This window comes from Balneola sp. (genome assembly GCA_002694685.1).
In the GTDB taxonomy this organism is placed as follows: Bacteria; Bacteroidota; Rhodothermia; order Balneolales; family Balneolaceae; genus Gracilimonas.
Map to the genome: position 1 here is coordinate 65,053 of NZMW01000002.1, position 23,548 is coordinate 88,600.

The 23,548-nt window shown below is 41.7% G+C and carries 16 protein-coding genes; 11 read left to right on the forward strand and 5 right to left on the reverse strand.

Going from position 1 to position 23,548, the window contains the following annotated elements:
• Positions 1-34 precede the first annotated feature (34 nt).
• The 10 genes from CL667_04235 to CL667_04280 all read left to right on the forward strand — a co-directional run bounded on the left by CL667_04235 (position 35) and on the right by CL667_04280 (position 15,701).
• Entirely contained in the window at positions 35-2,170 is a 2,136-nt protein-coding gene (locus CL667_04235) for a hypothetical protein (GenBank protein MAL16901.1), read from the forward strand.
• 21 nt (positions 2,171-2,191) lie between these two features.
• Positions 2,192-5,413 carry a hypothetical protein gene (locus CL667_04240; GenBank protein MAL16902.1) on the forward strand — a complete coding sequence of 1,074 codons (3,222 nt, stop codon included), beginning with the start codon at positions 2,192-2,194 and terminating at the stop codon, positions 5,411-5,413.
• Between the two features lie 70 nt (positions 5,414-5,483).
• The gene (locus CL667_04245) at positions 5,484-7,004 is read left to right on the forward strand and encodes a hypothetical protein (protein ID MAL16903.1); all 1,521 of its coding nucleotides are present in this window, start codon (positions 5,484-5,486) and stop codon (positions 7,002-7,004) included.
• Between the two features lie 7 nt (positions 7,005-7,011).
• Positions 7,012-9,966: a TonB-dependent receptor gene (locus tag CL667_04250; GenBank protein MAL16904.1), complete on the forward strand. Its 2,955-nt coding sequence runs from the start codon at positions 7,012-7,014 to the stop codon at positions 9,964-9,966.
• A gap of 38 nt (positions 9,967-10,004) precedes the next feature.
• Positions 10,005-10,976 (forward strand): hypothetical protein, encoded by a 972-nt coding sequence (locus CL667_04255; protein ID MAL16905.1) that lies wholly within the window; start codon positions 10,005-10,007, stop codon positions 10,974-10,976.
• Positions 10,973-12,268 (forward strand): hypothetical protein, encoded by a 1,296-nt coding sequence (locus tag CL667_04260; GenBank protein ID MAL16906.1) that lies wholly within the window; start codon positions 10,973-10,975, stop codon positions 12,266-12,268. The genes CL667_04255 and CL667_04260 overlap by 4 nt, the downstream gene beginning before the upstream one ends.
• A 12-nt stretch (positions 12,269-12,280) precedes the next feature.
• Complete coding sequence (locus CL667_04265) at positions 12,281-13,516, forward strand: alkaline phosphatase family protein (protein MAL16907.1); 1,236 nt, start codon at positions 12,281-12,283, stop codon at positions 13,514-13,516.
• A gap of 122 nt (positions 13,517-13,638) precedes the next feature.
• Positions 13,639-13,974 (forward strand): ferredoxin, encoded by a 336-nt coding sequence (locus CL667_04270; GenBank protein MAL16908.1) that lies wholly within the window; start codon positions 13,639-13,641, stop codon positions 13,972-13,974.
• 113 nt (positions 13,975-14,087) lie between these two features.
• On the forward strand, positions 14,088-14,870 hold the full coding sequence (gene folP / locus CL667_04275) for a dihydropteroate synthase (GenBank protein ID MAL16909.1): 783 nt from the start codon (positions 14,088-14,090) through the stop codon (positions 14,868-14,870).
• Between the two features lie 15 nt (positions 14,871-14,885).
• Positions 14,886-15,701, forward strand: a complete 816-nt coding sequence (locus CL667_04280) for a TIGR00159 family protein (protein ID MAL16910.1) — start codon at positions 14,886-14,888, stop codon at positions 15,699-15,701.
• Positions 15,702-15,792: 91 nt separating this feature from the next.
• Here the strand turns inward: CL667_04280 and CL667_04285 are convergent, their stop codons facing one another.
• The 5 genes from CL667_04285 to CL667_04305 all read right to left on the reverse strand — a co-directional run bounded on the left by CL667_04285 (position 15,793) and on the right by CL667_04305 (position 22,194).
• Positions 15,793-16,779 (reverse strand): aldo/keto reductase, encoded by a 987-nt coding sequence (locus CL667_04285; protein MAL16911.1) that lies wholly within the window; start codon positions 16,777-16,779, stop codon positions 15,793-15,795.
• A 178-nt stretch (positions 16,780-16,957) separates the two neighbouring features.
• Entirely contained in the window at positions 16,958-17,506 is a 549-nt protein-coding gene (locus tag CL667_04290; protein ID MAL16912.1) for a transposase, read from the reverse strand.
• Between the two features lie 149 nt (positions 17,507-17,655).
• Positions 17,656-18,648 (reverse strand): methylmalonyl Co-A mutase-associated GTPase MeaB, encoded by a 993-nt coding sequence (locus CL667_04295; GenBank protein MAL16913.1) that lies wholly within the window; start codon positions 18,646-18,648, stop codon positions 17,656-17,658.
• Entirely contained in the window at positions 18,641-20,779 is a 2,139-nt protein-coding gene (locus CL667_04300) for a methylmalonyl-CoA mutase (protein MAL16914.1), read from the reverse strand. Before CL667_04300 ends, CL667_04295 begins: the two co-directional genes overlap by 8 nt.
• On the reverse strand, positions 20,779-22,194 hold the full coding sequence (locus tag CL667_04305; GenBank protein ID MAL16915.1) for a hypothetical protein: 1,416 nt from the start codon (positions 22,192-22,194) through the stop codon (positions 20,779-20,781). The genes CL667_04300 and CL667_04305 overlap by 1 nt, the downstream gene beginning before the upstream one ends.
• Before the next feature lie 159 nt (positions 22,195-22,353).
• Between CL667_04305 and CL667_04310 the strand changes: the two genes are divergently transcribed.
• A complete protein-coding gene (locus CL667_04310) occupies positions 22,354-23,517 on the forward strand; it encodes an acyl-CoA dehydrogenase (protein MAL16916.1) in 1,164 nt (387 codons plus the stop codon).
• Positions 23,518-23,548 lie beyond the last annotated feature (31 nt).

Genomic DNA, 23,548 nt, shown 5'->3' on the forward strand with positions numbered 1-23,548 from the left:
AGTCAGCCCCATTAAAACCCCGTTAGTAATCTATATGAGAATTGTCCAATTCGGATTGTCTGTAATACTTTTGTTTACATGTTCTGCAAGTCTTATTGCGCAGGCTTCATTTGAAAGAGAAGAAACGAGTGTAGGTACCATAGGCTTATCTATCACGAACTTCGGAACTATTGGTAAGCCTGATGTGAGAAATAATCCTGAAAGTGGATTTAGTATGCGCTACCCAAGTGCTACTGGGACTGAGCATTTGTTCGAAGCCGGCATCTGGATTGGTGCGCTCTACAATAACTCTCAACTCAGAGTTTCTACATCTTCTATCACAACCTCAGGCGGTTATGCAAGAGGTGGCGCGGGTTTTGAATTTACTGCTGATAATATTTTGTTGAGAAGAAGTAGTAATCCCGGAGACGAATTCTTTTCAGCGCAATCGGTGGGTGAGCAGGATATTATTGCTGAATTCTCGGATCGCCGTCGTGATATTAACGGAACGCCAATAAGTGGCCATGACACTCCTTTATACGCAGATGTTCGGTTAGAGAGCTACAACTGGGGTTTCCCATTCACCGAGAACTTTTCAATCATTAAATACGAGATCACCAATAATAGTGATCAGTATGCCGGCGCTGCTACCTGGGATAGTGTTTTTGTAGGTACGTATGCTGATTTAGTAGTTAGGAATGTAAATACAGCTACCGAAACCGGGGGCGATTTCTTTAATAAGAACGGAATTGGCTATCTGGATTCTCTGTATACTACTTATGCTTTTGATGCCGGCTCTCCTGATAACCCAATGATCAACACGTATGGGGCTATTTCATTAATTGGAGCTGAGTATCGAGGCAATTTCTTCCATCCCAAAAATAAAGACTATTTAGAAGATCAGGGATTGAATGCTCCAAATGTTGGCCCGAGCTATTGGCTGTTTTCATCAGGAACGGGAGTGTTTAGGGGGCCTTCTAATGATATTGACCGATATACAAGAATGGCAGAACAGTTCCCTATCGACTCTACTGCAGCTAGTGGCGAAACTTACCGTGAAGCGTTAAGAACGGATGGGCAAGACGGTGCTGGAAATTATATCTCCTTTATTTCAATGGGGCCTTTTCCTGAAGTTGAACCTGGAGAAACGATCACTGTTTATTTTGCTTACTCGGCGGCTTTAAAACCTGAAGAATTCCAGGGAGCCAGTCCTAGTATTAAAGAAATTGATACCGAAGATTCCCGAGCTAATCTTACACAAACCATTTCATCTATAAACCGTGTTTTTCAGGGTGAAGACACTAATGATAACGGAATCTTAGATCCGGGCGAAGACACGGACGGTGACGGTGAGTTAACCCGATATTTATTCCCAACCCCTCCGGATAATCCTAAAATCAGAATAGAATTAGAAGAGGGTAAAGCTTCTATCTACTGGGATCGTACGGCAGAATTTTCCAGAGATCGTGTTACCGGAGAAATGGACTTTGAAGGGTACCGTATTTACAGTTCCCAGCTAGGGGATGACCAAGGAGTGGAGCCAAGGTTGATTCGTGAGTTCGACATGCCTGATAATCAGATAGCTTTTGACACCGGTTTTGAAGAGGTTGAATTAGATGAAGCGGTGACTTTTGATGGTGATACCAGTGAATATTGGTATAAATATGAGCTAAACGGACTCTTGAGTGGCTGGCAATATGAGGTGTCAGTAACCGCTTTTGATGGTGGAAGTGATACTTTTGAAATTGGAAGCCTAGAAAGTAGTACCAACACGAACTCAGTCCGCATTTTTCCTGGAACGCCAGTGAATGATAATTTTGGGAGTAACAGTAGTGAATTTAAAGTAGGTGTCTATCCAAATCCCTATAGAATTAATGCGGCATGGGATGGACAAAATGAAGACAACAGGAAGTTATATTTCTACAATTTACCAGCAAAAGCAGAGGTGCGAGTTTATACAGTAGCCGGAGACATCGTAGCTGAGTTAGAGCACGATTCTAATACTTACAATGGGGACATTGCTTGGTTCAATAACTTTAGTGACGACCCAAGAGTTATGGCCGGCGGAGAACATGCGTGGGATTTACAGTCCAATGCAAACCAAATCTTATCGACAGGTTTATACCTGTATACCGTCAAAGATTTGGAATCAGGAGAAGTACAAACAGGTAAGTTACTTATCATCAAATAACAATAAAGACAAGGATCAATTATGATTAATGCTACTATTAAAAGAGGAAGAGGGGCTTTTTTGTTTGTCCTCGTTTTGCTCTTTAGTTACGGTGCTGCAAATGCACAAGACGTATTTATATCAGAGTACATCGAAGGTTCTAGCAATAACAAAGCAATAGAACTTTACAATGGTGCTTCTGAAGATGTTGACCTATCAAGTTATATTATGCTTCGCGCAAACAACGGCGCTGAAACATGGGTTTCTGATACATTAAGGTTTACAGGTACTCTTACAACTGGCGATGTATATGTGATCGCTAACCCATCAGCTGACCAAACTATTCTTGATGTGGCTGATACCACACACTCTATGACTTTTTATAATGGAGATGATGCCATCGGTTTATTCAAAATAACAGGTACAGATACCACTCTCATTGACATGTTTGGAGAACTTGGCGAAGATCCAGGGTCTGCATGGGCAGTAGGTAGTACTTCTGGCGGAACTGGTGAACACACCTTAGTAAGAAAGGCTGAATTTGAGTCTGGTAATCCAGTGCCATTAGCATCATTTGGAACGGAAGATTTTACATCTGAATGGATTGTAACAGCTCAAAACGATTTTTCAAATATTGGTTCTCACGAAGCAGGTATTCCATTTAATTTGAGAAAACTTAATAGATATCGTGAACTTACTGAGTTTTCTGAAGCTGCTATCGAAAGCCATCCTTTAGCAGGTGAATCAGTAACATTTACTGCTGTAATTACTTCTTATCCTAAGAGTTCAGGGCTATCTAACCCTGTAGTGGATGAAGGTAGTGGCGAAGTGACTGGGATCAGTCGTATTCATGTTTTTGTAACAGATACTACTGCCAATTCAATGGGGCGCGAAGGTATGTCTATGCAGCTTGTAGAGACTGACTACACGTTACTTGAAGACCGTACTCGTGGCGACGTTGTTACTATTACAGGTAGCTTAGGTTTTTTCGGTGGAACAGCCCAATTTGATGTTGAATCAATCGACCTTGTTGGAAATGTTAATGATAGCGAATCCCCTGAACTTGCTGAGTATGCACCTCTAATTGATCCTTGGCAGGTAAGTGTTTCTGACATTAATTCTTTTGACGGTAGTGAGCTTGCTATGCAGTTATCTGGATATCAAAAGTATAATGGTGCTTATGTTGAAGTATTGTCAGCTACCGTGAGTAATGTGGCTGAAGGAGCTGGTCGAGTTGACTGGGCTATCAATAAGGATGGATCACGAGTATATGTTTATGATACTTCCCTTAGATACAGAAATGATCATGCAATTGGCGCAGATGGATATCTTGAAAGCTATAATGCGCGTCGTTTGAACGGTGAAGATGGACCATTTGTGGCTCCTCTACCTGGTTCTAATGTGGATATCCGTGGTTATGTTAACTATGTAGGCGATGACCCTGATGCTTTGGTTCCCTCTGGAAACGGAGCATTAAGCATAAATCCATTTGAAGACGGTGTTGTGTGGGTTAACGGCAACAGAAATGTAAATGGTGAAGATGGTTTTGTTTGGCCAACTGACTTAGTTGTTAATGGATTACCTCCAGTAGTATCAAATGTTGCTCTATCTGATTCTTCTGTAGCATCTACAGATGCAGTTACAGTAACTGCTGAAGCCGAGGGAGTAGACGGTGCTACTATAACAGGTGTAAATTTAACATATAGTACTCCTGACACATCAATTACTATTGCCATGTCTGCAACTACAGGCAATGAATATGAAGCGACACTTCCTACTTTTGAAAATTTTACTCCAGTTTCATTCTTTATTGAAGCGGAAGATTCAGAAGGGCTAACAGGACGTGCTCCTCTTTCAGGTGCATACAACTTTTTTGTTACCGACGAAGCAATTGCTTCTATTGCTCTGCTTCAGGAAACAGCAGACGGCAAAGCAGGTGATAGCCCATTATTAGGTACTGGAGCCCTTCCTGTTGATATCACTGCAACTGTAGTAGCAAGTGCTGGTGAAAGCGGCTTTATCGTGATTCAGGATCGTGCAGCAGCTTGGTCTGGTGTATATGTTGAGATTGAAGACAATACAGAAACACTAAGCATTGGTGATCAGATCAGTATTTCTGAACTTGTTGTTAACGAAACGTTTGATGTAACAAGCGTAACTCTTAATGAGTTTGATGTACTCGCATCACCTAACACTCAGGTGGATACATTAGCTGTTTCTATCCTTACTCAGGACGTAACAAACGGCACCGGTGAGTATGAGAAGTACGAAGGCGTATTCCTTACTTTTGCTGATGTAAAAGTAACAACGAATCAAGCTGACGGTTCAAGCGACTTTGGTGAGTGGGAAATTGGTTCTACACAAGGTGGCGGAGCTGCTGATACACTAGAAGCCGGAGACGGACTACGTGTTGATGATAACGTCAACTTTGGTTCAACAACCTATGGATCAGACCTTAACGACCACGTTAGAGTTGGCGCCATGATCGATTCATTCACAGGTGTTCTTCACTATTCATTTGGTAATCCCAAAATGATTTTGAGAACAGTTGATGATGTAGTTGGTGACAACTGGAGTATTCCAGATACAGGGTTCGGCCTTGAATCACCTGCTGATGAAGCAAGTGTTACTGTAAGTGGCGATGTAACTGTTACCTGGGAGTCAACAACTGACTTTGACGGTAATGATGTTACTTACGAGTGGGTACTTTATTCTGCCGACTCATCCACTGTTGTTGTAACTGTACCATCAGGTGATGAATCAAGCGCTTCTGAAGTGACTCTTCCATATGCTACTGTAGATGCACTTCTTGAGTCTGCCGGACTTGAGAATGGCGAAAGCGCAGATTTTGTATGGAATGTTCGAGTAAGTGATGGTTTAGACACAGTTGCTGTTGCAAGTGGCTATGATGTTGCTTCAAACACATTTGAGCCTCTGTACTACAGTCTTACTTTAGAAAGAGCAATGGGTACTTCTAACGAAGCAGTTTCAGATCTTCCTGAGAAGTTTGACCTGAAGCAAAACTATCCTAACCCATTCAACCCAACTACAAAAATTGCATTTGACCTGCCACAAGCAGCAAGTGTTGAGTTAGTTGTGTTTGACATGCTGGGTAGAAAAGTTGCTACACTAGTAAGTGAGCGAATGACAGCAGGTACTCACACCATGGATTTCAATGCATCCAGCCTGGCAAGTGGTATGTATATTTACCGCATCGAAGCCGGATCATTCACAAGCATCAAAAAAATGATGCTGATTAAGTAATTAATTAGATATTCCTGGAATGAGGATGGAATACTCCTCATTCCTATTTTTTTACAATTAAAAAGTTCAGATGTATAAATCCCGCATTTTAGTTTTAGCTGTAGTATGTGCAAGCATATTTATCTCAGGATGTGATACTGGGTTATCAGGAACATCTTCTGAAAATCAGGCACCATCAACAAACCTAACGGTTGAGAGAATAAACAGGGGAGATGATTTCAGGCTATCCAGTCAGATTAATATCTCTTGGTGGGGCAATGACCCTGATGGATATGTGGTGGGATATGAGTACGCCATAAATGATACAAGCGAGGGTGCATGGACTTTTACAGAGCGATCTGACAGCACCTTTATTCTGCCAATTACAGAAGGTCAGGAAACAGATGATGTATTATTCAAAGTACGCGCTGTGGATGACGATGGTGAAAGAGATCCAGATGGTGCCCGTCTGGTTTACCCTATTGTTAACTCAAACCCAACAGTATCGTTCAATGCCAATGAAACTCCGCCAGATACTTTATTCTCTATTAGTAGTTTTGGATGGAGGGTCTTTGATCCGGATGGCTTAGGAAATATCAGGTCAACGGAAATTGCCATCAATGATACAGTAAATGGCTGGGTGGATATCCCTCTTTCTGAAGAAAATGAAGGGCGTTTATTTATTTCTCTTGAGGTAGATAATAGTACAAGTGGAGTAAAAACTGCTAATGTATTTCTTGGCCGTGCTTACAGAACAGGGGTTTATGAGTCAGGCGACCCGATTCAACTTCCCGGTGTAGAAGTTGGAGCTAAAAATACAGCATATATCAGATCTATTGATCAAGCAGGGGCAGTAAGTAGCGTTGATACTTTGAGTTGGTATATTAAAGAACAGCAATCAAAAGTACTATTCTTAAACGATTTTGGCGCCTCAAACTATGTTGAAGTTCAGAATCAACACTTGTCTTATTTAAGTGAAAATGGCATAACTCCAGATGTCTGGTTTATCAATACAGGACAACCATCTCTTGGGACTATTGAACTATCAGATCAATTTCCTACGGTGATAGATCCAACTCTTAGTAAAACATTAGCAAAATGGGATCACATTTACTGGTTGTCAGATGACCTTGATCGGAATATAGTTCACGCTCTAAATATCACCGGTGAATTTTTTGAAGCAGGTGGTACAATGTTCGTAAACATTCCTATGAAAGACCTAAGGGAAGAAGATGAGGTATTTAATTTTATTCCTGTTGACTCTGTTGGAAACCTTACTGGTCAACAGACAGGGTTGGTTATAAATTCAGGAGTGGATATAAATCCTGTAAATGGTATAACCGATATAGTTCTTAAAACGGAAGGACGGCAAGTTGGTGTTTACCCACTCAAGCCAATACCAGCAGCAACTGCTTTATATGATACTAATTTTAGAGCGACTACAGTATTGGGGTCTACTCAAGATTATACAGGCTTTGAAAATGTTTCTGTAGAAAACGAAGAAGGGGACCTAATTTATTTTGGCCTAGACCTCACCCTTTTAAATGGGAATAATAATGTGGCTGATTTTATCAGAGAAATGTGTATCCAAAGGTTAGGCTTTAGCAACTGAGATTATGATGAAAAAAATTAATCTGCTTTTATTACTCACTACGATACTGACAACAACTCTAGCTTTCGGGCAGAATACAGGTTCAATTGAAGGAACCATCACAGCTGACCCAAGCGAGGAAAGACTCATTGGAGTGAACGTCAGGATTGTTGGGACATCTTTCGGTTCCGCAACAAACATTGATGGAGAATATACTATCAACAATATTCGTCCGGGAGAATATAATATTGAAATCACGTATATAGGTTTTGAAACAGTGTTGCTGACTGGTATCAGAGTTACAGCTGGTGAAACTACCGAGCTGGACTATGCTCTTCGGGAGCAGGTACTGAGTGCAGAAGAAGAGGTAGTCGTAATAGGTGCAGCTCCAATTTTTGATGTAGAAAAATCAACTACCTCAGCAACCATTTCAAGGACTGATATTGAAGCAGCTCCAATTCAACGAGTAGAAGATGCAGTTGCACTGCAATCTGGAGTTGTTAAAGACCCAACAGGATTATATATCAAAGGTGGTCGTGCTTACGAAACCGGCTATGTTGTAGACGGTGTCTCCGCACAGGATCCATTGGCTGGAACAGGGTTTGGATTAGATTTAGGTTCAAACTCATTCAGCAATGTTGAAGTTATTACCGGTGGAGTTGGAGCTGAATATGGAGATGTAACATCTGGGGTTGTTGCTGTTCAAACTCGGGATGGCGGAGATAGTTACGAAGGAAGCTTCTCTCATAAGAGAGATAATTTTGGTTCTAACGTGATGTCGAATCAGGCCAATTTCTATGAAGATGTTTATGAACTTACGCTCGGTGGGCCTGAACCTATCACCAAAAAGCTACTACCTCTGGCAAATATCAACATACCGGGGGATATCTATTTTTATGCAACGGGTCAGGTTGGCTTAGCAGATGGATACACGAAGTTATCAGCAGACCAAATTCAGTCTTCAATTGTAGACACCGATTTTTGGTCACCACGCCAGGGTAATCGCTGGAACGGGATGTTTAAGTTGACGTATAATATCAAGCCGGGAATGAGACTGCAGGGAGCTTATCAGAGGTCGCTTACTATTAACCAGAACACCCGAATGCTTCAAATTACCGGAGCGGATACGCAGATTCAGCCAGGGTTTCAGTTTGCTTTCTCTAACGGTTTCCTTGATAATGCAAATACCTACACGCACGATAGTAACCTGTCTTACTTGAAGTGGACACACACGGTAACCCAAACGGCTTTTTATGAAGTTCAGGTAAGCCGACTATTTACTCGATTACGAGCAGATGCTAACGGCCGCGACTGGAGACCTGAGAATGTGGATGGTGAATTTGATCCGGGAAGTATCAATACCTACCCGGGAGAAGAGTTTGAAGGAACAGATGACTTTACCTACGTCTTATCCGGTCCGGGTTATATAAATAACGGCGGTATTGCTACACTTTGGCACGATCACTTTGCGGAAGAAGTAACGCTGAAATCAAGCCTCACCAAATATTTCAATGAGCGAAATAATCAGTTGGTTGTCGGCTTTGAGATGAAATTTAATGACTACCAGTGGATTGATATAACTCGTCCATGGATTGGAGCACCTATCCGAATTGATGATAATACTGTTTCTGAAACGTTTCGAGTTGGTGAAAGTTTTGACGCATGGAACGTACAGCCAATGCGAGGAGCTATTTTCCTAACTGACAAAATTCGTTATAACGGATTGATCGCTAATATTGGTGGGCGTTTCGAATATTGGTCACCAGGTTCTTACATAGATGACCGGGTGGCAGAAGCTTTAGATCCAAATACCTACTCTACAATACCAGAATTCATTGCCCAGGATTATTTGGACGAAACCACAGAAATATTTGGAAACAGGTTCAAATTCATCTTTTTACCTAAGGTGAATGTGTCTTTTCCGGTAAGAGAGAATCAGGTGCTGTTCTTTAATTATGGACACTCAGCCCGTATTCCTCACCCGAGATTTGTGTATGCCGGGCTTGACCCATTTTATCAGGATCAGTCAGACTTGCCTAACTTGGGTAATCCAAATCTGAATCGCGAAATTGATATTTCATACGAAATTGGACTACGTAATCAGATTACGGCAAACGATGCCTTGAACGTCTCAGCATTCTGGCGTGATAAGTATGACTTTGTAACTTCTGAGCTAATAACGGTTTCCGATATTGATGGAAGGCCGACAACGAAAGCATTCAGAATTAACGGTGATTATGCACGATCCCGAGGTGTGGAAGTAAGCTACATCAAGCGGTATAAAGATCTATTGCAAGGTCAGGTTTCATTCACCTATTCACGAGCTGAAGGACTTAGCTCAACAAACGATGATAACCTCAATGCAATTAATGCCAGCCAAAATGTGGGAAATAATGTAGAAACCCCACTAGCCTGGGATCGCCCTTTTGACATCAAAGGGAACATACGTTTTACCTATGACAGGGAAGATCCTCTTTTCGATTTAGGTCCATTAAACCAGTTCCAGATGTTTTTATCTGCAGTATGGCGAAGTGGACAAAGATATACGCCGTATGAGTTTATTGGTTTTGAGCGAAACCCGGTGACTGGTGTTCGTGACTGGAGACCAATTTATGAGCGATTAACTGACCCTGCAGATAGATACAGTGAAGTGGGGCCCGCTTGGTTCTATATGGATTTTAATGTCCGAAAGTGGTTTGATGTAAATGGAACACGAATTGCGGCCTTCCTTGAGATCACAAATATTTTGAATAATCAGAGTTCGGTTATTATTAATCCGGTAACTGGAAAAGGATATAAACAATACCCTGCTAATCAGTCATCATTGACTGCATTGAGAGATAACAGAAGCTATGATGTGCCAAGCAATGTAAGAGATCCTCGTTACCTAGATCCAACTGATAATAACTTGCCGGCCTACGAAAACCCGGCCAATTATCTGGAGCAGCGTCACATCGTATTCGGAGTATCTATAAACTTTTAATTATGAAACTCATTAAATCATTGACAAAAAGTAGTTGGTTGATACTTATCGGAGCGTTGTTCCTTGCACAGGATATTTCCGCACAAACAAGCTATGGAGAAGACAGAGCAGGAACGGAAGGATTTCAATTTGCAAAAATTTCAATAGATGCCCGAAGTGCTGCAATGGGTAATTCAAATATGGCAGATGCTATTGACGGCTCTAGTTTGTACTGGAACCCAGCAAACGCATCCGTTTTAGGAAGCTCGAATGTGATGGTTAACCACACCCAATATGTGGCTGACATTAATCTTGAGTACCTGAGTTATATCCATAAATTTGGAAAATTTGCTGTTGGCGGTAGCATCCAATACCTGAATTCAGGTGAGATAATGGAAACTACCGAAACCCAGCCACTTGGTACAGGTCTGTCATTTAGTACTCATCATGTTTCAGCCGGACTTACCGGATCACACCAGATTACAGAGCTTTTCAGCTATGGAATTACTTTTCGGTATCTAGCCGAAAAATATATTGATGTGAGTTACCAGACAGGCGCTATCGATTTTGGGTTTCTATACTACGTGGGCGATACCGGATTACGGTTTGGAGTAAGTCTCAACAACTTTGGTCTGGAAGCGGCTCCTAGTGGTACCGTTGAACGAACTCTTACTGGTGGTGAAGTAGTACAAGAAGAACCGGAGAGTAATTTATCATTACCGACCAGATTCAATATTGCTGCGGCTTACGATATTATTGATACTGAAAATCACGCGTTACTGTTCACCGCACAGATCACAAACCCAAGTGATAACTCTGAACAGTTAAATATTGGTGGTGAGTATGGGTTCATGGATCAGTTTTTTGTAAGAACAGGGTATGAATTTGGGGTAGAAGAAAGAGAATGGCCAAGTTTTGGAGCCGGTGTAAAAGTTCCATTTGCCGGTAAAAGCTTGAAAGCAGATTACGGGTACACAGTATTTGAACGTTTAGGTGGAATTCATAGAATTGGTTTAAGTGTAGCTTTATGAAAAAAGTAGTGAATAGATTATTTATAGGTTTAGTAGTACTGTCAGCAGGGTTCTTGTATGGTTGCGATAATATTTTTGGAGCCAAAGACAATGATACTACTGACGAGATTTTTGAAGAAGGTAGTATCGATCCAACACTTGAAACGGTAGAAGGTTATGCTCCTGTTCTTCCTTTCTGGGGTAACTTTGACGCCCCTACTGATGTTTACGTTGGTTTTGACCGCTTTGTGTATGTGACCGACAGCGAAGGATTACATTTAACAGACAGGGCAGACTTAAATCCCCGAATTACAGTAGAATTAAATGGCGCAAATTCCGTAACTCAGGATCGCTTGCTAAACGTTTATGTCTCAGCAAGAATTGATACGGTTATCGAATCGGTAGACCCAAACATAACCTGGAATCTCCCGGCGGTTTTTAAAATTAAGAATCTTAATGGTACTGGACCTCTCACTGTAGTAGATACACTGATCTTTCCATTCGATGATGCAAGTTTAAGTACCTCCGCCGCTCAAAATGCGCGGTTGAATCGTAATTCTGCAAATAATTATGAGCGGGTCGAAATTACAGGTCTTGCTACATTAGCTGATAACAGTTTATATGTGACACGTCGGGGCCCATCCAATTCAACTACTCAGGTAGCTGCTCCTGATAACACTGTTTTAGAGTTTCGAAGAGTACGAGTTGATGGTGAGCTGACCGACAAAATGGAGAATATTCGTCAAATTCGAACTTTGAATCCTACAACTCCTTCACTCAGAAGTGGAGTTGGGCTAAGCTCAATTGTGACTTTTGTATCACCACCTCAGCGAGATACATTTACCGAAGACAGAAGCTTCATTGTTGCCCAAGCTGACCAAACACGAGACATTTCTTTCAGAGTACTTTGGATAAATGCTGTGGAAACTCCCGATGGATTAATCTTCGAACAAAACTCACAGCTCCTGGCACAGGATACAACACAAGCGGACGGGTTCTTGTACGAGCCGGATAAATTTCAACAACCAACAGACGTTGCTTTTGGTGGCGATGATGACAGCTTTATCTTTGTAGTTGATGCAGCTCAGCATAAACTATATCAGTTTCAGTCTAATGGACAAGAAGGCGTACCTCCACCTCCCGGAGCTGAAAATCAGACCAAACAAGTATTAGTTTCTTTTGGGGAATTTGGAGCGGGACCAAAGCAATTCAAATCACCAAGCGGAGTAGCTTACTATAATCAGGTAGTATATGTAGCAGATACTGGCAACAACCGTATTGCCCGCTATAAACTAACCACCGACTTCGAGTAAAATATAAGACAGATGAAAAGGCATGTATTCCTTCCGCTAATAGTGATTTCATGTCTTTTTGCTTTCGGATGTCAGCAAGAGACAAGCCATACTCCTAAAGGAGAAAAACTTCTCCTCCTATCTTTTGACGGATTTAGATATGACTATTTATCCAAAGCCGAAACTCCCAATTTCGATCATTTGGTTGAAGGTGGAGTTATAAGTGATGGCTTGATTCCTATCTTTCCGTCTAAAACATTTCCAAACTATTATGCTATTGCCACGGGGTTGTATCCTGAGAATAATGGCTTTGTAGGAAACAGCATGTATGATCCTGAAATGGATGCTCGGTTTTCGATGGGGAACAGAGATGCAGTCGAGAACCCAGATTGGTACCAAGGCGAGCCCATCTGGAATACGGTGGAAAAGAACGGCAAACAGGCCGGCACGATGTTTTGGGTTGGCTCGGAAACACCCATACAGGATATGCGCCCAACTCACTGGAAGAGTTACGATGGAAGCATGCCTGATTCTGCTCGTATCGATAGCGTTGTTAAATGGCTTTCGTATGGAAACGAATTGGAAGTAGATTTCGCGACGGTTTATTTTAGTTTTGTGGATAGCAGGGGTCACAGGTATGGACCTGATTCTCCGGAAGTGGTGGAAGCTATCAGGCGAGCCGATGACTTAGTGGGATACCTGATTGAAAAGATGAACCAGTCCAGACTCAAAGAATACACCAACCTTATGATTGTTTCTGATCACGGCATGGCTGAAGTATCCCCGGATCGAAAAGTTGTTTTGGACGATATGATAGATCCAGACGATCTTGAGCTTGTTGAGTACAGTCCTTCGTTAATGGCTAATGTGAAAGACGGAAAATTAGATGAAGTTTATAATGCCCTGAAAGCAAACGAAGAGAATTTCAAAGTCTATAAGAAGGAAGATATTCCGGATCGATATCATCTTAAAAATCACCCCAGAATACCAGAGTTGCTAATGGTGGCTGACCTTGGATACACTATTAATTCCAGAGATTATTTTGAATCTCGAGATAATTATCCTTCAGGTGGAGTTCATGGTTTTGATAATATGGAGACGGAAATGCACGCGATTTTTGTAGCAAACGGACCTGATTTCAAAAGCGGATACAGGATGCAAGCATTTCAAAACGTGCATTTATACGCATTGATGGCGCACCTTTTAGAGGTTGAACCGGCTCAAACCGATGGGAATTTAAACACCGTTTCTGTGATGTTGAAGCAATAAGAGAAACTTTTTCTTTAGAAAATCGCTTCCAAACACCTTATTAAGATTGCATATGTCTAAAAGTGAGGGGATATTCCGCTTGCTAACTATTTCAGTCTTTTAAAATTAAATAGCTTAAAAACATGCCATACATTGTTACCGAACCCTGCATCCAATGTAAATATACTAACTGCGCTGCCGTATGTCCGGTAGATGCATTTCGGGAAGGACCTAACTTCCTCGTAATTGATCCAATGGAATGTATCGACTGCGATGCTTGCGTTTCAGAATGCCCTGTAGAAGCTATTTATCCTGATGATGAAGTGCCCGAGAAATGGGAAGACTATATTGATCTCAATGAAAGGCTTGCTGAAAATTGGGAAGATCGTATCATCAACGAAACTCAGGATGCTTTACCTGACGCCGACGAATGGGCAGAAAAAGAAGACAAAAAAGATCAGCTGGTAGAAACCTGGTAGTTAGTTCATTAGAAGGTTAATTGGCGAAAGCCGGATAGAATTGATCTATCTTAGAGAACCTATTCTTGCAAAAACTTACTTACTTATTAAGCGCGTCTTCATCTCCAAAAATAATGGGGATTATCAACGCTACGCCTGACTCATTTAGCGATGGCGGGCAATATGAGGATCACAGCAGGGCAATGGACCGCATTCACATTATGCTTCAAAATGGGGCTGATATTATTGATGTGGGAGGTGAATCAACGCGGCCGGGAGCTGATCTTGTTACTGTGGATGATGAAATAGCACGGGTTATACCGTTACTCGAAAAAGCTATCCCCACTTTTAGCAATGCCATCTTTTCTATAGACACCACGAAGTTTGAGGTTGCAAAGAAAGCATTGGAAGCGGGTGTTAAAATCGTTAACGATGTAAGCGGCCTTCAAAAAGAACCCCGCCTTGCAGATCTGTGTGCTGAATTTGGTGCTACTTATATTCTGATGCATTCACAGGGGGATTCTAAAACGATGCAGAATAACCCTGAATATGACGATGTGGTCAATGATGTGATGTCTTTCTTTGAACGGCAAGCTAAGGAAGCTAAAAAAAGAGGGGTTCATCATATTGTACTTGATCCCGGCATTGGCTTTGGAAAAACGCTGGAGCACAATCTTAAACTGGTTGCTCATCTTGACAAGTTTAAAAAATTTGGTTTTCCTATATTAGTTGGAGCTTCGCGCAAATCCATGATCGGTAGTATTTTAGATAACCGGCCTACAGACGAAAGAATGATTGGAACCGTTGCTCTTCACTATCATGCGCTTATGAAAGGTGCAAATATATTGCGTGTTCATGATGTGAAGGAAGCTTCCGATTCAATTCGTATATTCAACGCAGTTCAAACCCAACAATAACCTAACCCGGCGGCCTTGTTTCCCATTGGTTTCCTTGAGTTCGGCTTAAAAGATTTTGCCGAAACGCTTGTCATAGCACTTGTACTGGTATATTTATACCGGTGGGTGAAGGGTACGTTTGCCATTCAGGCTGCGTTGGGAATATTGTTTGTAGTGATTATCAACGTGATAATTGGTTTGCTCGGCTTTACCACCATTAATTCGATACTCAGTCAGATTTTAGATGTTGGGGTGATCGCTTTAATTATCCTATTTCAGCCAGAGATACGGAAACTTTTATACAGGCTTGGAACCAATACCAGTCTCGATCGCTTTTTCTCGACCTCGAATTCTGACCGGACTATTGATGAGATCATTGATGCGGTGAAAGAAATGTCGAAGAATAAAACAGGTGCACTTATTGTATTTGCACGAACATCGTCACTGCAGGATTTAGTAGATGCCGGGGTAAATATTGATGCTGAAATACGCAGTGAGCTCATCAACACGATTTTTCAAAAAGAAACACCGCTACATGATGGGGCTGTCGTAATCCGCGGAAATAGAATTGTTGCTGCAAGTTGTTATTTGCCCATCTCACAAAACCCAAATATTTCATCTTCATTTGGAACACGTCACAGAGCTGCCGTAGGTATTAGCGAATCCAATAACGTATTCGTGATTGTGGTTTCAGAAGAGACTGGGCGTATATCTATCGCCAGAAACGGAGCGCTTACCAGTGGACTTACCATCCAGAAACTGCGTGCAGAAATGGAAGAAAGCTTTGGAACCCAGAAGTTCGATGAAGACGTAGCTTTCAGTTCAGCCCAAACCGATATGAACCTGAACTAGGGTTCATTGATTTTTATTGGTTAAGCATGTCACCAATCACCTAATCAAGATTCCCAAAAATAGCGCAAGCGTCCGCTTGTGTTGCCCTTAACTACCACCGCTGATGAACTAAGGGCTTGATATCATCTTCATAAATCTTTTCAATTTCATTCATGATATTATCAGAAATGGGATCAGCATCAGAAGCTGCAAGGTTATCAGCAACGTGTTTAACAGATGATGCACCCGGTATCACACAGCTGACTTCATCTCTCATTAGCACCCATTTCAGTGCAAGTTGTACCAAATCCTGGTTGTCAGGAAGGTGGTCTTTCAATTTTTCTACAGCTTCAATACCGGTTTCGTAAGGAATACCGGAAAAGGTCTCCCCAACATCAAAAGCACTTCCATCACGATTGAAATTACGGTGATCATTCTCTCCAAAAGTCGTGTCTTTAGAAAACTTACCCGTCAGCAATCCACTAGCCAAAGGTACTCTGACGATGATACCTATATTCTTTTCTTTTGCTTTAGGAAAAAGGAGCTCATGCGGTCGCTGACGAAACATATTATAAATTACCTGAATGCTCGTCACGTTATCATATTCCAGAGCTTTTAAACCTTCTTCAACCTTCTCGATGCTAACACCGAGATTTTGGATTTTGCCTTCCTCTTTAAGTTTCTCAAATTCACCAAAAATCTCAGGCCGATAATAAACTTCTGTTGGCGGGCAGTGAAGTTGAATAAGGTCGATGGTTTCAACATCTAACCGTTGGAGAGAGTCCTCTACATAACTCCGAAGCTTTTCAGCTGTATAATTTTCGTTAGTGTGAGGATTAATCTGCCGTCCGCATTTAGTGGCAACATAAATTCGTTTGTCAGCATTTTTGATGGCTTTACCTACCGCAACTTCACTGTCGGTTGCCTTATACACATCTGCGGTATCAATGAAATTACAGCCATGAGCTATAGCTTCTTCCAGAGTCTTTTGGGCTACATTATGATCAAATTCGGTTCCCCATTTTCCTCCAAGCTGCCATGTTCCAAGCGATACTTCAGAAATTTTGAATCCGGTTTTGCCTAACGTTCTATAATTCATTTATCTAAACAGTTTTGTGTATGATTTTCAGAAAGGTAAACATATCAATTGGCTAAAGCATTTGATGCTTTAGATATTAACTTCGCACAAGCGGACGCTTGCGCTAGAAGTGGCGATGAAAAATTATTAGCAAGACTAGTTCAAGCGTCCGCTTGGACGGAATAGTACCCATCAATAACTAGTAAATAATTTCAATATCCAGTATTCCTTTGCCACCATAATAGTCATCGGCGCTACTATACTTCCAATGTTTGGGATGCTTAACAAAACCAGCTTTCACAGGGTTGAAATGCAAATACTCCAATTTTTGATGAATCATATTGCCTGAAGTTAATTCTATAGGGTGATTATGTTGTTGCCAAAATTGCCAGTTATGGTTATTCCCATTTTTTAGTCCGGCTCTTTTCATCATCCAAGTCATCCATTCTTTCCGACTTTCTTTCGGATAAGATGCAATCTCTTCTTTAAGCTTTCTTGAGGTGAAACTTTTAAAATCTCGCAGAATATTTTGCATGGGTTGCTTTTTTGTCCCTATGATTAAATGAACATGACTCGGCATTATACACCATGCATAAAGAATTAGACCTTTTTTGTTTTGGCAAAACCTAAAGCTACTAAGTAAGATTTCTTGATAGTTTGGTCTTATGAAAACGTCAATCCAGTTTATCACAGAAAAAGTCACAAAGTAAGGGCTGGACTGATTATGGAACTTATATTTTCGGCTCATTGTAAGATTTTGTTTTTGATACTTACTATGTAAGAGCCGTATTAATATGATTCCTTACAAAAATTATACTGTAAGTGGGAAATTGCACAAGCGGACGCTTGCGCTAGAAGTATCATTTGATGCTTCCAATAACTGAGATAGAAGAATAATTAACTACCCAAAAACTCTTTCATCAAATCCCGGGCAGCCTTATACGAAGAAATTTCACCTTCCTGTACCTGCTTTCGATAAGATTCCAATCGGGACTTCAATTTAGGATCTCCATAAAAGGCATGATGGAGTTCCTGATTGATGCTTTCGTTGAGCCAGTAGTTTGCTTGTTCTTTGCGCTGCTGTTCAAAGTAACCTTTGGTTTTTGTGTGGCGAACAAATTCATCCACAATTTCCCAAACATCAGGAATTCCTTTGTTGTGAAAAGCAGAACAGGTGGTAACTTTAGGAATCCAGCCGGAATCAGTGGGAGGGAAAAGGTGCAACGCATTTTTATACTCTGCCATTGCTCGCTTTGCAGCATCTTCGTTTCCTGAATCAGCTTTGTTGATGACAATAGAGTCGGCCATTTCCATGATGCCCCTTTTAATACCCTGAAGCTCATCTCCGGCCCCGGCCAGCATCAACAGTAAAAAGAAATCAACCATTGAATGTACGGCCGTTTCTGACTGACCAACGCCAACGGTTTCAATGAGAATAGTATCAAAACCTGCCGCTTCGCAAAGGGTTATGGTTTCACGCGTGCTCCTTGCTACGCCACCCAGAGAGCCCGAAGTGGGGGTAGGCCGGATGTAAGCCTTGGGGTGGTGAGATAGCGTCTCCATGCGCGTTTTGTCGCCAAGAATGCTTCCCCGGGTTTTTGAGCTGCTGGGGTCAACTGCAAGAACGGCTAATGAGCGATCTTGTTCATCAATGATATAGTTTCCGAACGCCTCTATAAAGGTACTCTTTCCCACGCCGGGGACTCCGGTAATGCCAATGCGAATGGAATTTCCGGAATGAGGCAGGCAGCCTTCAATAATTTCCTGAGCTAAATCCAGATGTTCTTGCTTAGTACTTTCTATAAGAGTGATGGCCCGGCTAAGAAGCATGCGGTTTCCGGAAACAATGCCATCTATAAATTCCTGAGCTGAAAGTTCTTTTTTAGGCATTGGAATAGTTTTCAATCAACACATCCAGAATTTGTTTTGCTGCTTTGGGAATTACCGTTCCGGGACCAAATACAGCTGTAACTCCTGCATCATATAAGAAATCGTAATCTTGTTGAGGGATCACTCCGCCGGCAATTACTATGATATCTTCTCGGTCTTGTTTCTTGAGTTCTGAAATAACTTCCGGGACTAAGGTTTTATGTCCGCCTGCAAGACTAGAAACACCCAAAATATGCACGTCATTTTCAACAGCTTGCCGGGCAGCTTCTTCAGGGGTTTGAAAGAGCGGGCCGATATCTACATCAAAACCTAAATCAGCAAAGCTGGTAGAAATAACCTTCGCGCCACGGTCATGCCCATCCTGACCCATTTTGGCAACCATGATTCTTGGGCGGCGACCATCCAACTCAGCAAATTGGTCTGCTGCTTCGAGAGCTGCTTTAAACTGATCGTTATTTTTGAGTTCAGAAGAATACACGCCGGAAATTGATTTTATGGTTGCTTTATATCGCCCAAAAGCTTCTTCCATGGCGTCTGAAATCTCGCCAAGTGTAGCTCTTTCTCGGGCAGCATCAATGGCTAAAGCTAATAAATTTCCATCACCTGATTCAGCACCTTGTGTTAGTTTATTGAGAGCTGTTTTGACGGCATCATCATCACGGTCTTCCTTCATTTTGTTGATGCGTTCGATTTGAGACTTCCGAACTTTCACATTATCTACATCCCGTACATCAATTTCTGATTTTTCATCCGTTTGGAATTTGTTCACTCCTACAATGGTGTCTTTCCCGGAATCGATTCGTGCTTGTTTTCTGGCAGCAGCTTCTTCAATTCTCATTTTGGGAATTCCAGTCTCAATCGCTTTGGCCATGCCGCCTAATTCTTCTACTTCACCAATAAGCGACCAGGCACGTCGGGCAATCTTATCGGTCAGATACTCAACATAATAAGAGCCGGCCCACGGGTCCACGGCTTTAGTTATTCCGGTTTCTTCCTGAAGATAAAGCTGAGTATTTCGAGCAATACGGGCTGAGAAATCTGTAGGCAGCGCAATGGCCTCATCTAAGGCGTTGGTATGTAGAGACTGAGTATGCCCCAACGCAGCAGCCATTGCTTCAATAGTCGTACGGGCTACATTATTGAAGGGATCTTGTTCGGTTAGACTCCATCCTGAAGTTTGAGAATGTGTTCGAAGCGAAAGTGATTTTGTATTCTTTGGGTTGAAAGACTTCACAATTTTAGCCCACAACATACGCGCGGCCCTCATCTTGGCGATCTCCATAAAATGGTTCATCCCAATTCCCCAGAAGAATGAGATACGCGGAGCGAATTCGTCAATATCCATTCCGGCTTCAATCCCGGTCCGCAGATACTCGAGTCCATCGGCTAAGGTGTAAGCAAGTTCAATATCACAAGTAGCACCCGCTTCCTGCATATGGTAGCCACTCACGGAAATGGAATTGAAACGGGGCATATTCTGTGAGGTGTATTCAAAAATATCCCCTATAATTTTCATAGATGGCTTCGGTGGATAGATGTAGGTATTCCGAACCATGAACTCTTTGAGGATATCATTTTGGATGGTTCCCGCAAGCTGTTCCGGTTTTACGCCCTGCTCTTCAGCAGCTACAATGTAGAAAGCCATGACGGGAATTACAGCTCCATTCATGGTCATGGAAACCGACATTTTATCTAAAGGAATTTGGTCGAAAAGGATTTTCATATCCTCAACCGAATCGATAGCAACACCGGCTTTGCCTACATCACCTGAAACTCTGGGATGGTCAGAATCATATCCTCGGTGGGTGGCCAAGTCAAAAGCTACAGAAAGACCTTTCTGCCCAGCCTCTAAGTTTTTTCTGTAAAAAGCATTTGATTCTTCCGCTGTAGAAAAACCTGCGTATTGGCGAATAGTCCATGGCCGAACAGCATACATGGTCGAGTAGGGTCCCCGGAGATAAGGAGGAATTCCGGCTGCGTAATTCAGGTGCTCTAGTTCCTGAATGTCATCTTTGGAAAACTGCTGCTTCACTGAAATCTTCTCAGGTGTTTCCCAAACTTGTTCATTTTGGGTTTCTTTTTTTGTAGCTGCGGATGGATTGAAATCGATCTTTGAAAAGTCTTTCTTCATTATCCTTCTCCGTTTTGAAGTTCAGCTTCGATATTCAGAAAAGTAACTTTCTTAATGTCTGTTTTTTCCGCTGATTTGAAATCAGGATTCTCAAAACCTTGAATCATGAAGTCTGCATTTTGATGATCTCCTTCAGGCTGGTATTTATTTACCCCAACCAAGACTTTACTTTTTTCTTTATAAGCTTTCACTTTCTCTGCTTTGGATGTAGAAATCAAATTCTGGATAAATCCTTTTTTAAGGCATTCATGAAAACGGCCTTTACCTTCAATTTCCTGAAATAATTCCCAGGCTTTTTTGGCAATGTTCTCTGTTAAAACCTCAATGTAATAAGAGCCTGATCCGGGATCAGCGACTTTATCGAGATAGGTCTCTTCCTGTAATATGATTTGCGTATTTCGGGCAATGCGGGAAGCAAAATCTGAGCTTTCAGAAAAGTGCTGATCGTAACGGTGTATGGTTATTGAGTCAGCCCCGCCTAAGGCCGCTGACATTGCTTCCGTAGTGGCGCGAAGCATATTATTATGGGCGTCGGTTTTTGATTTATTCCACAAACAGGTTTCGGCAGAGATATATGACTTACTCTCTTTTAGATTATACTCATCCAAAACCTGAGACCATACTATTCTAAAAGCTCTGAACTTGGCAATTTCGAGAAAATAGTTTGAGCCAACAGAAAAGTTAAAGCTAATTCTGTCTGCTAAATTGTGCTCAAGCCCCAAATATTCATTTCCTTCCGCTAGGGCAAAACCCAGCTGTTGTATTATTGTTGCTCCGGCATTTCCATAAATGGAAGCATTAATCGTGCATGAGCTGAAATCAGCCCCAAAATTCAGCAAGTGTTCTCTAATACTTGAAGCAGAGGCCAGCTTGCCGGTCAAAACTGCAGCAGAAAGCGGAGCTTGATTGAAGAACACATTAAGTTCATCTGGCTCTAGCCCGCGTTCTTTACAAAGTTCTGTTAACCACTCCGCAACTTTGTTTGTTGAAAGAACACTTTGGAATTGAAGGGTGATAAGTTCAATCTGAATACCTTCTAATAAAGACTTGAGGTCTTCTTTTGATTGCAGATAATTTTCTGTTGGTGAAAAAGACAACCCCAAAGCTCCGTTCTCAAGAGCCTCTAGTGCTTCTTTATTAGCCGATGTTACCTCTAAGCTCTCAATGGGTTCGATTATACACCAGTTACCATTGTCTTGAACAGCGACCCCGGAATGGCTTAAACTTTTCAGATTCTCTTCCCGATAAAAAGGAAGCGGGCTTATGCCTTCGCCCGAATTCCAGCGGAGGATCTCTTTATAATTCTTTCCTTTTAAATCGCCTTCAATTACGGTTTCCCACTTTTCGGTACTGATGGGAGGAAATTCACTAAAATCGAGGGTATCTTCGAAATCTGATTTTTTCAAAATCTGCAGTACAGTTTGTTAGTTTTAGTAATTTAAACGAAAATAAAGAGGTCAGCAGTTCTTTGCTAACCCGACATAAAAAATACGGTTTTAATTAGTAAAAAAGCGCTTACAATTTGTATATTCAGGTTCACATTCACTCATAAATTAATACAAAAAGTTTTATAGATGGAACAAACTGAGCAACTCATTCCACCTTTAACACAGCTCACCGAAGACGAGCAAATGTTGAAAGAAGCCGCAGCTGATTTTGCTGAAGCATCAATCAAACCTCTAGTCGAGGAAATGGACGAAAACGCCAAGCTCGATCCCGGTCTGGTAAAGGAATTTTTTGAAATGGGATTGATGGGGATTGATATCCCTGAGAAGTATGCTGGTGGAGGAGGGACATTTATGATGTCCATTGTAGCCATTGAGCAAATTTCCAGAGTAGATGCTTCAGCCGGTGTATTTATGGATGTCCAGAATACTCTGGTTAATAATGCATTTATCAACTTCGGCTCTGACGAGATGAAGGACAAATATTTGCCCTTGCTGGCTACCGAGAAAGTGGGAGCCTACTGTTTATCTGAAGCCGGATCAGGAAGTGATGCTTTTGCTTTAAAAACGACTGCTAAGGAAGATGGCGATCATTACGTATTGAATGGCTCTAAGCTTTGGATTACAAATGCGAACGAAGCAGACATTTTTTTAGTGATGGCAAACATCAATCCAGAAGCAGGATATAAAGGGATAACAGCATTTGTTGTAGAACGTGGAATGGAAGGCTTTTCAATTTCCAAAAAAGAAAATAAGCTTGGAATTCGCGCTAGCTCAACGTGTGAAATTTTATTAGAAGACTGTCGCGTTCCTAAAGAGAATGTAGTTGGTGAAGTAGGTAAAGGCTATAAAGTAGCTATCGAAACCCTTAATGAGGGAAGAATCGGTATCGGCGCTCAAATGATTGGAATTGCCCAGGGAGCTTTTGATGCAGCTCTGGCTTATGTCCAAGAACGAAAGCAGTTTGGTAAAGCCATTTCAGATTTTCAGGGTGTTCAGTTTCAATTGTCACGAATGGCAACAGATATTGAGACCGCTCGACTATTGGTTTACAATGCAGCACGTATGAAAATGAATGGACAGAATTTCTTGAAAGAAGCCGCAATGGCTAAATTTTATTCCTCAGAAGTGGCCGAACGAGTAAGTTCTCAGGCTGTGGATTTATTTGGAGGATATGGATATGTGAAAGAATATCCCGTAGAAAAATATTACCGTGACTCTAAGATCGGTAAAATCTACGAGGGTACAACGAACATGCAGCTCAGCACCATTGCTAAGTTGCTACTTCGATGAGTGAGTGAGAAAAGGGGGCTTCGGCCCCCTT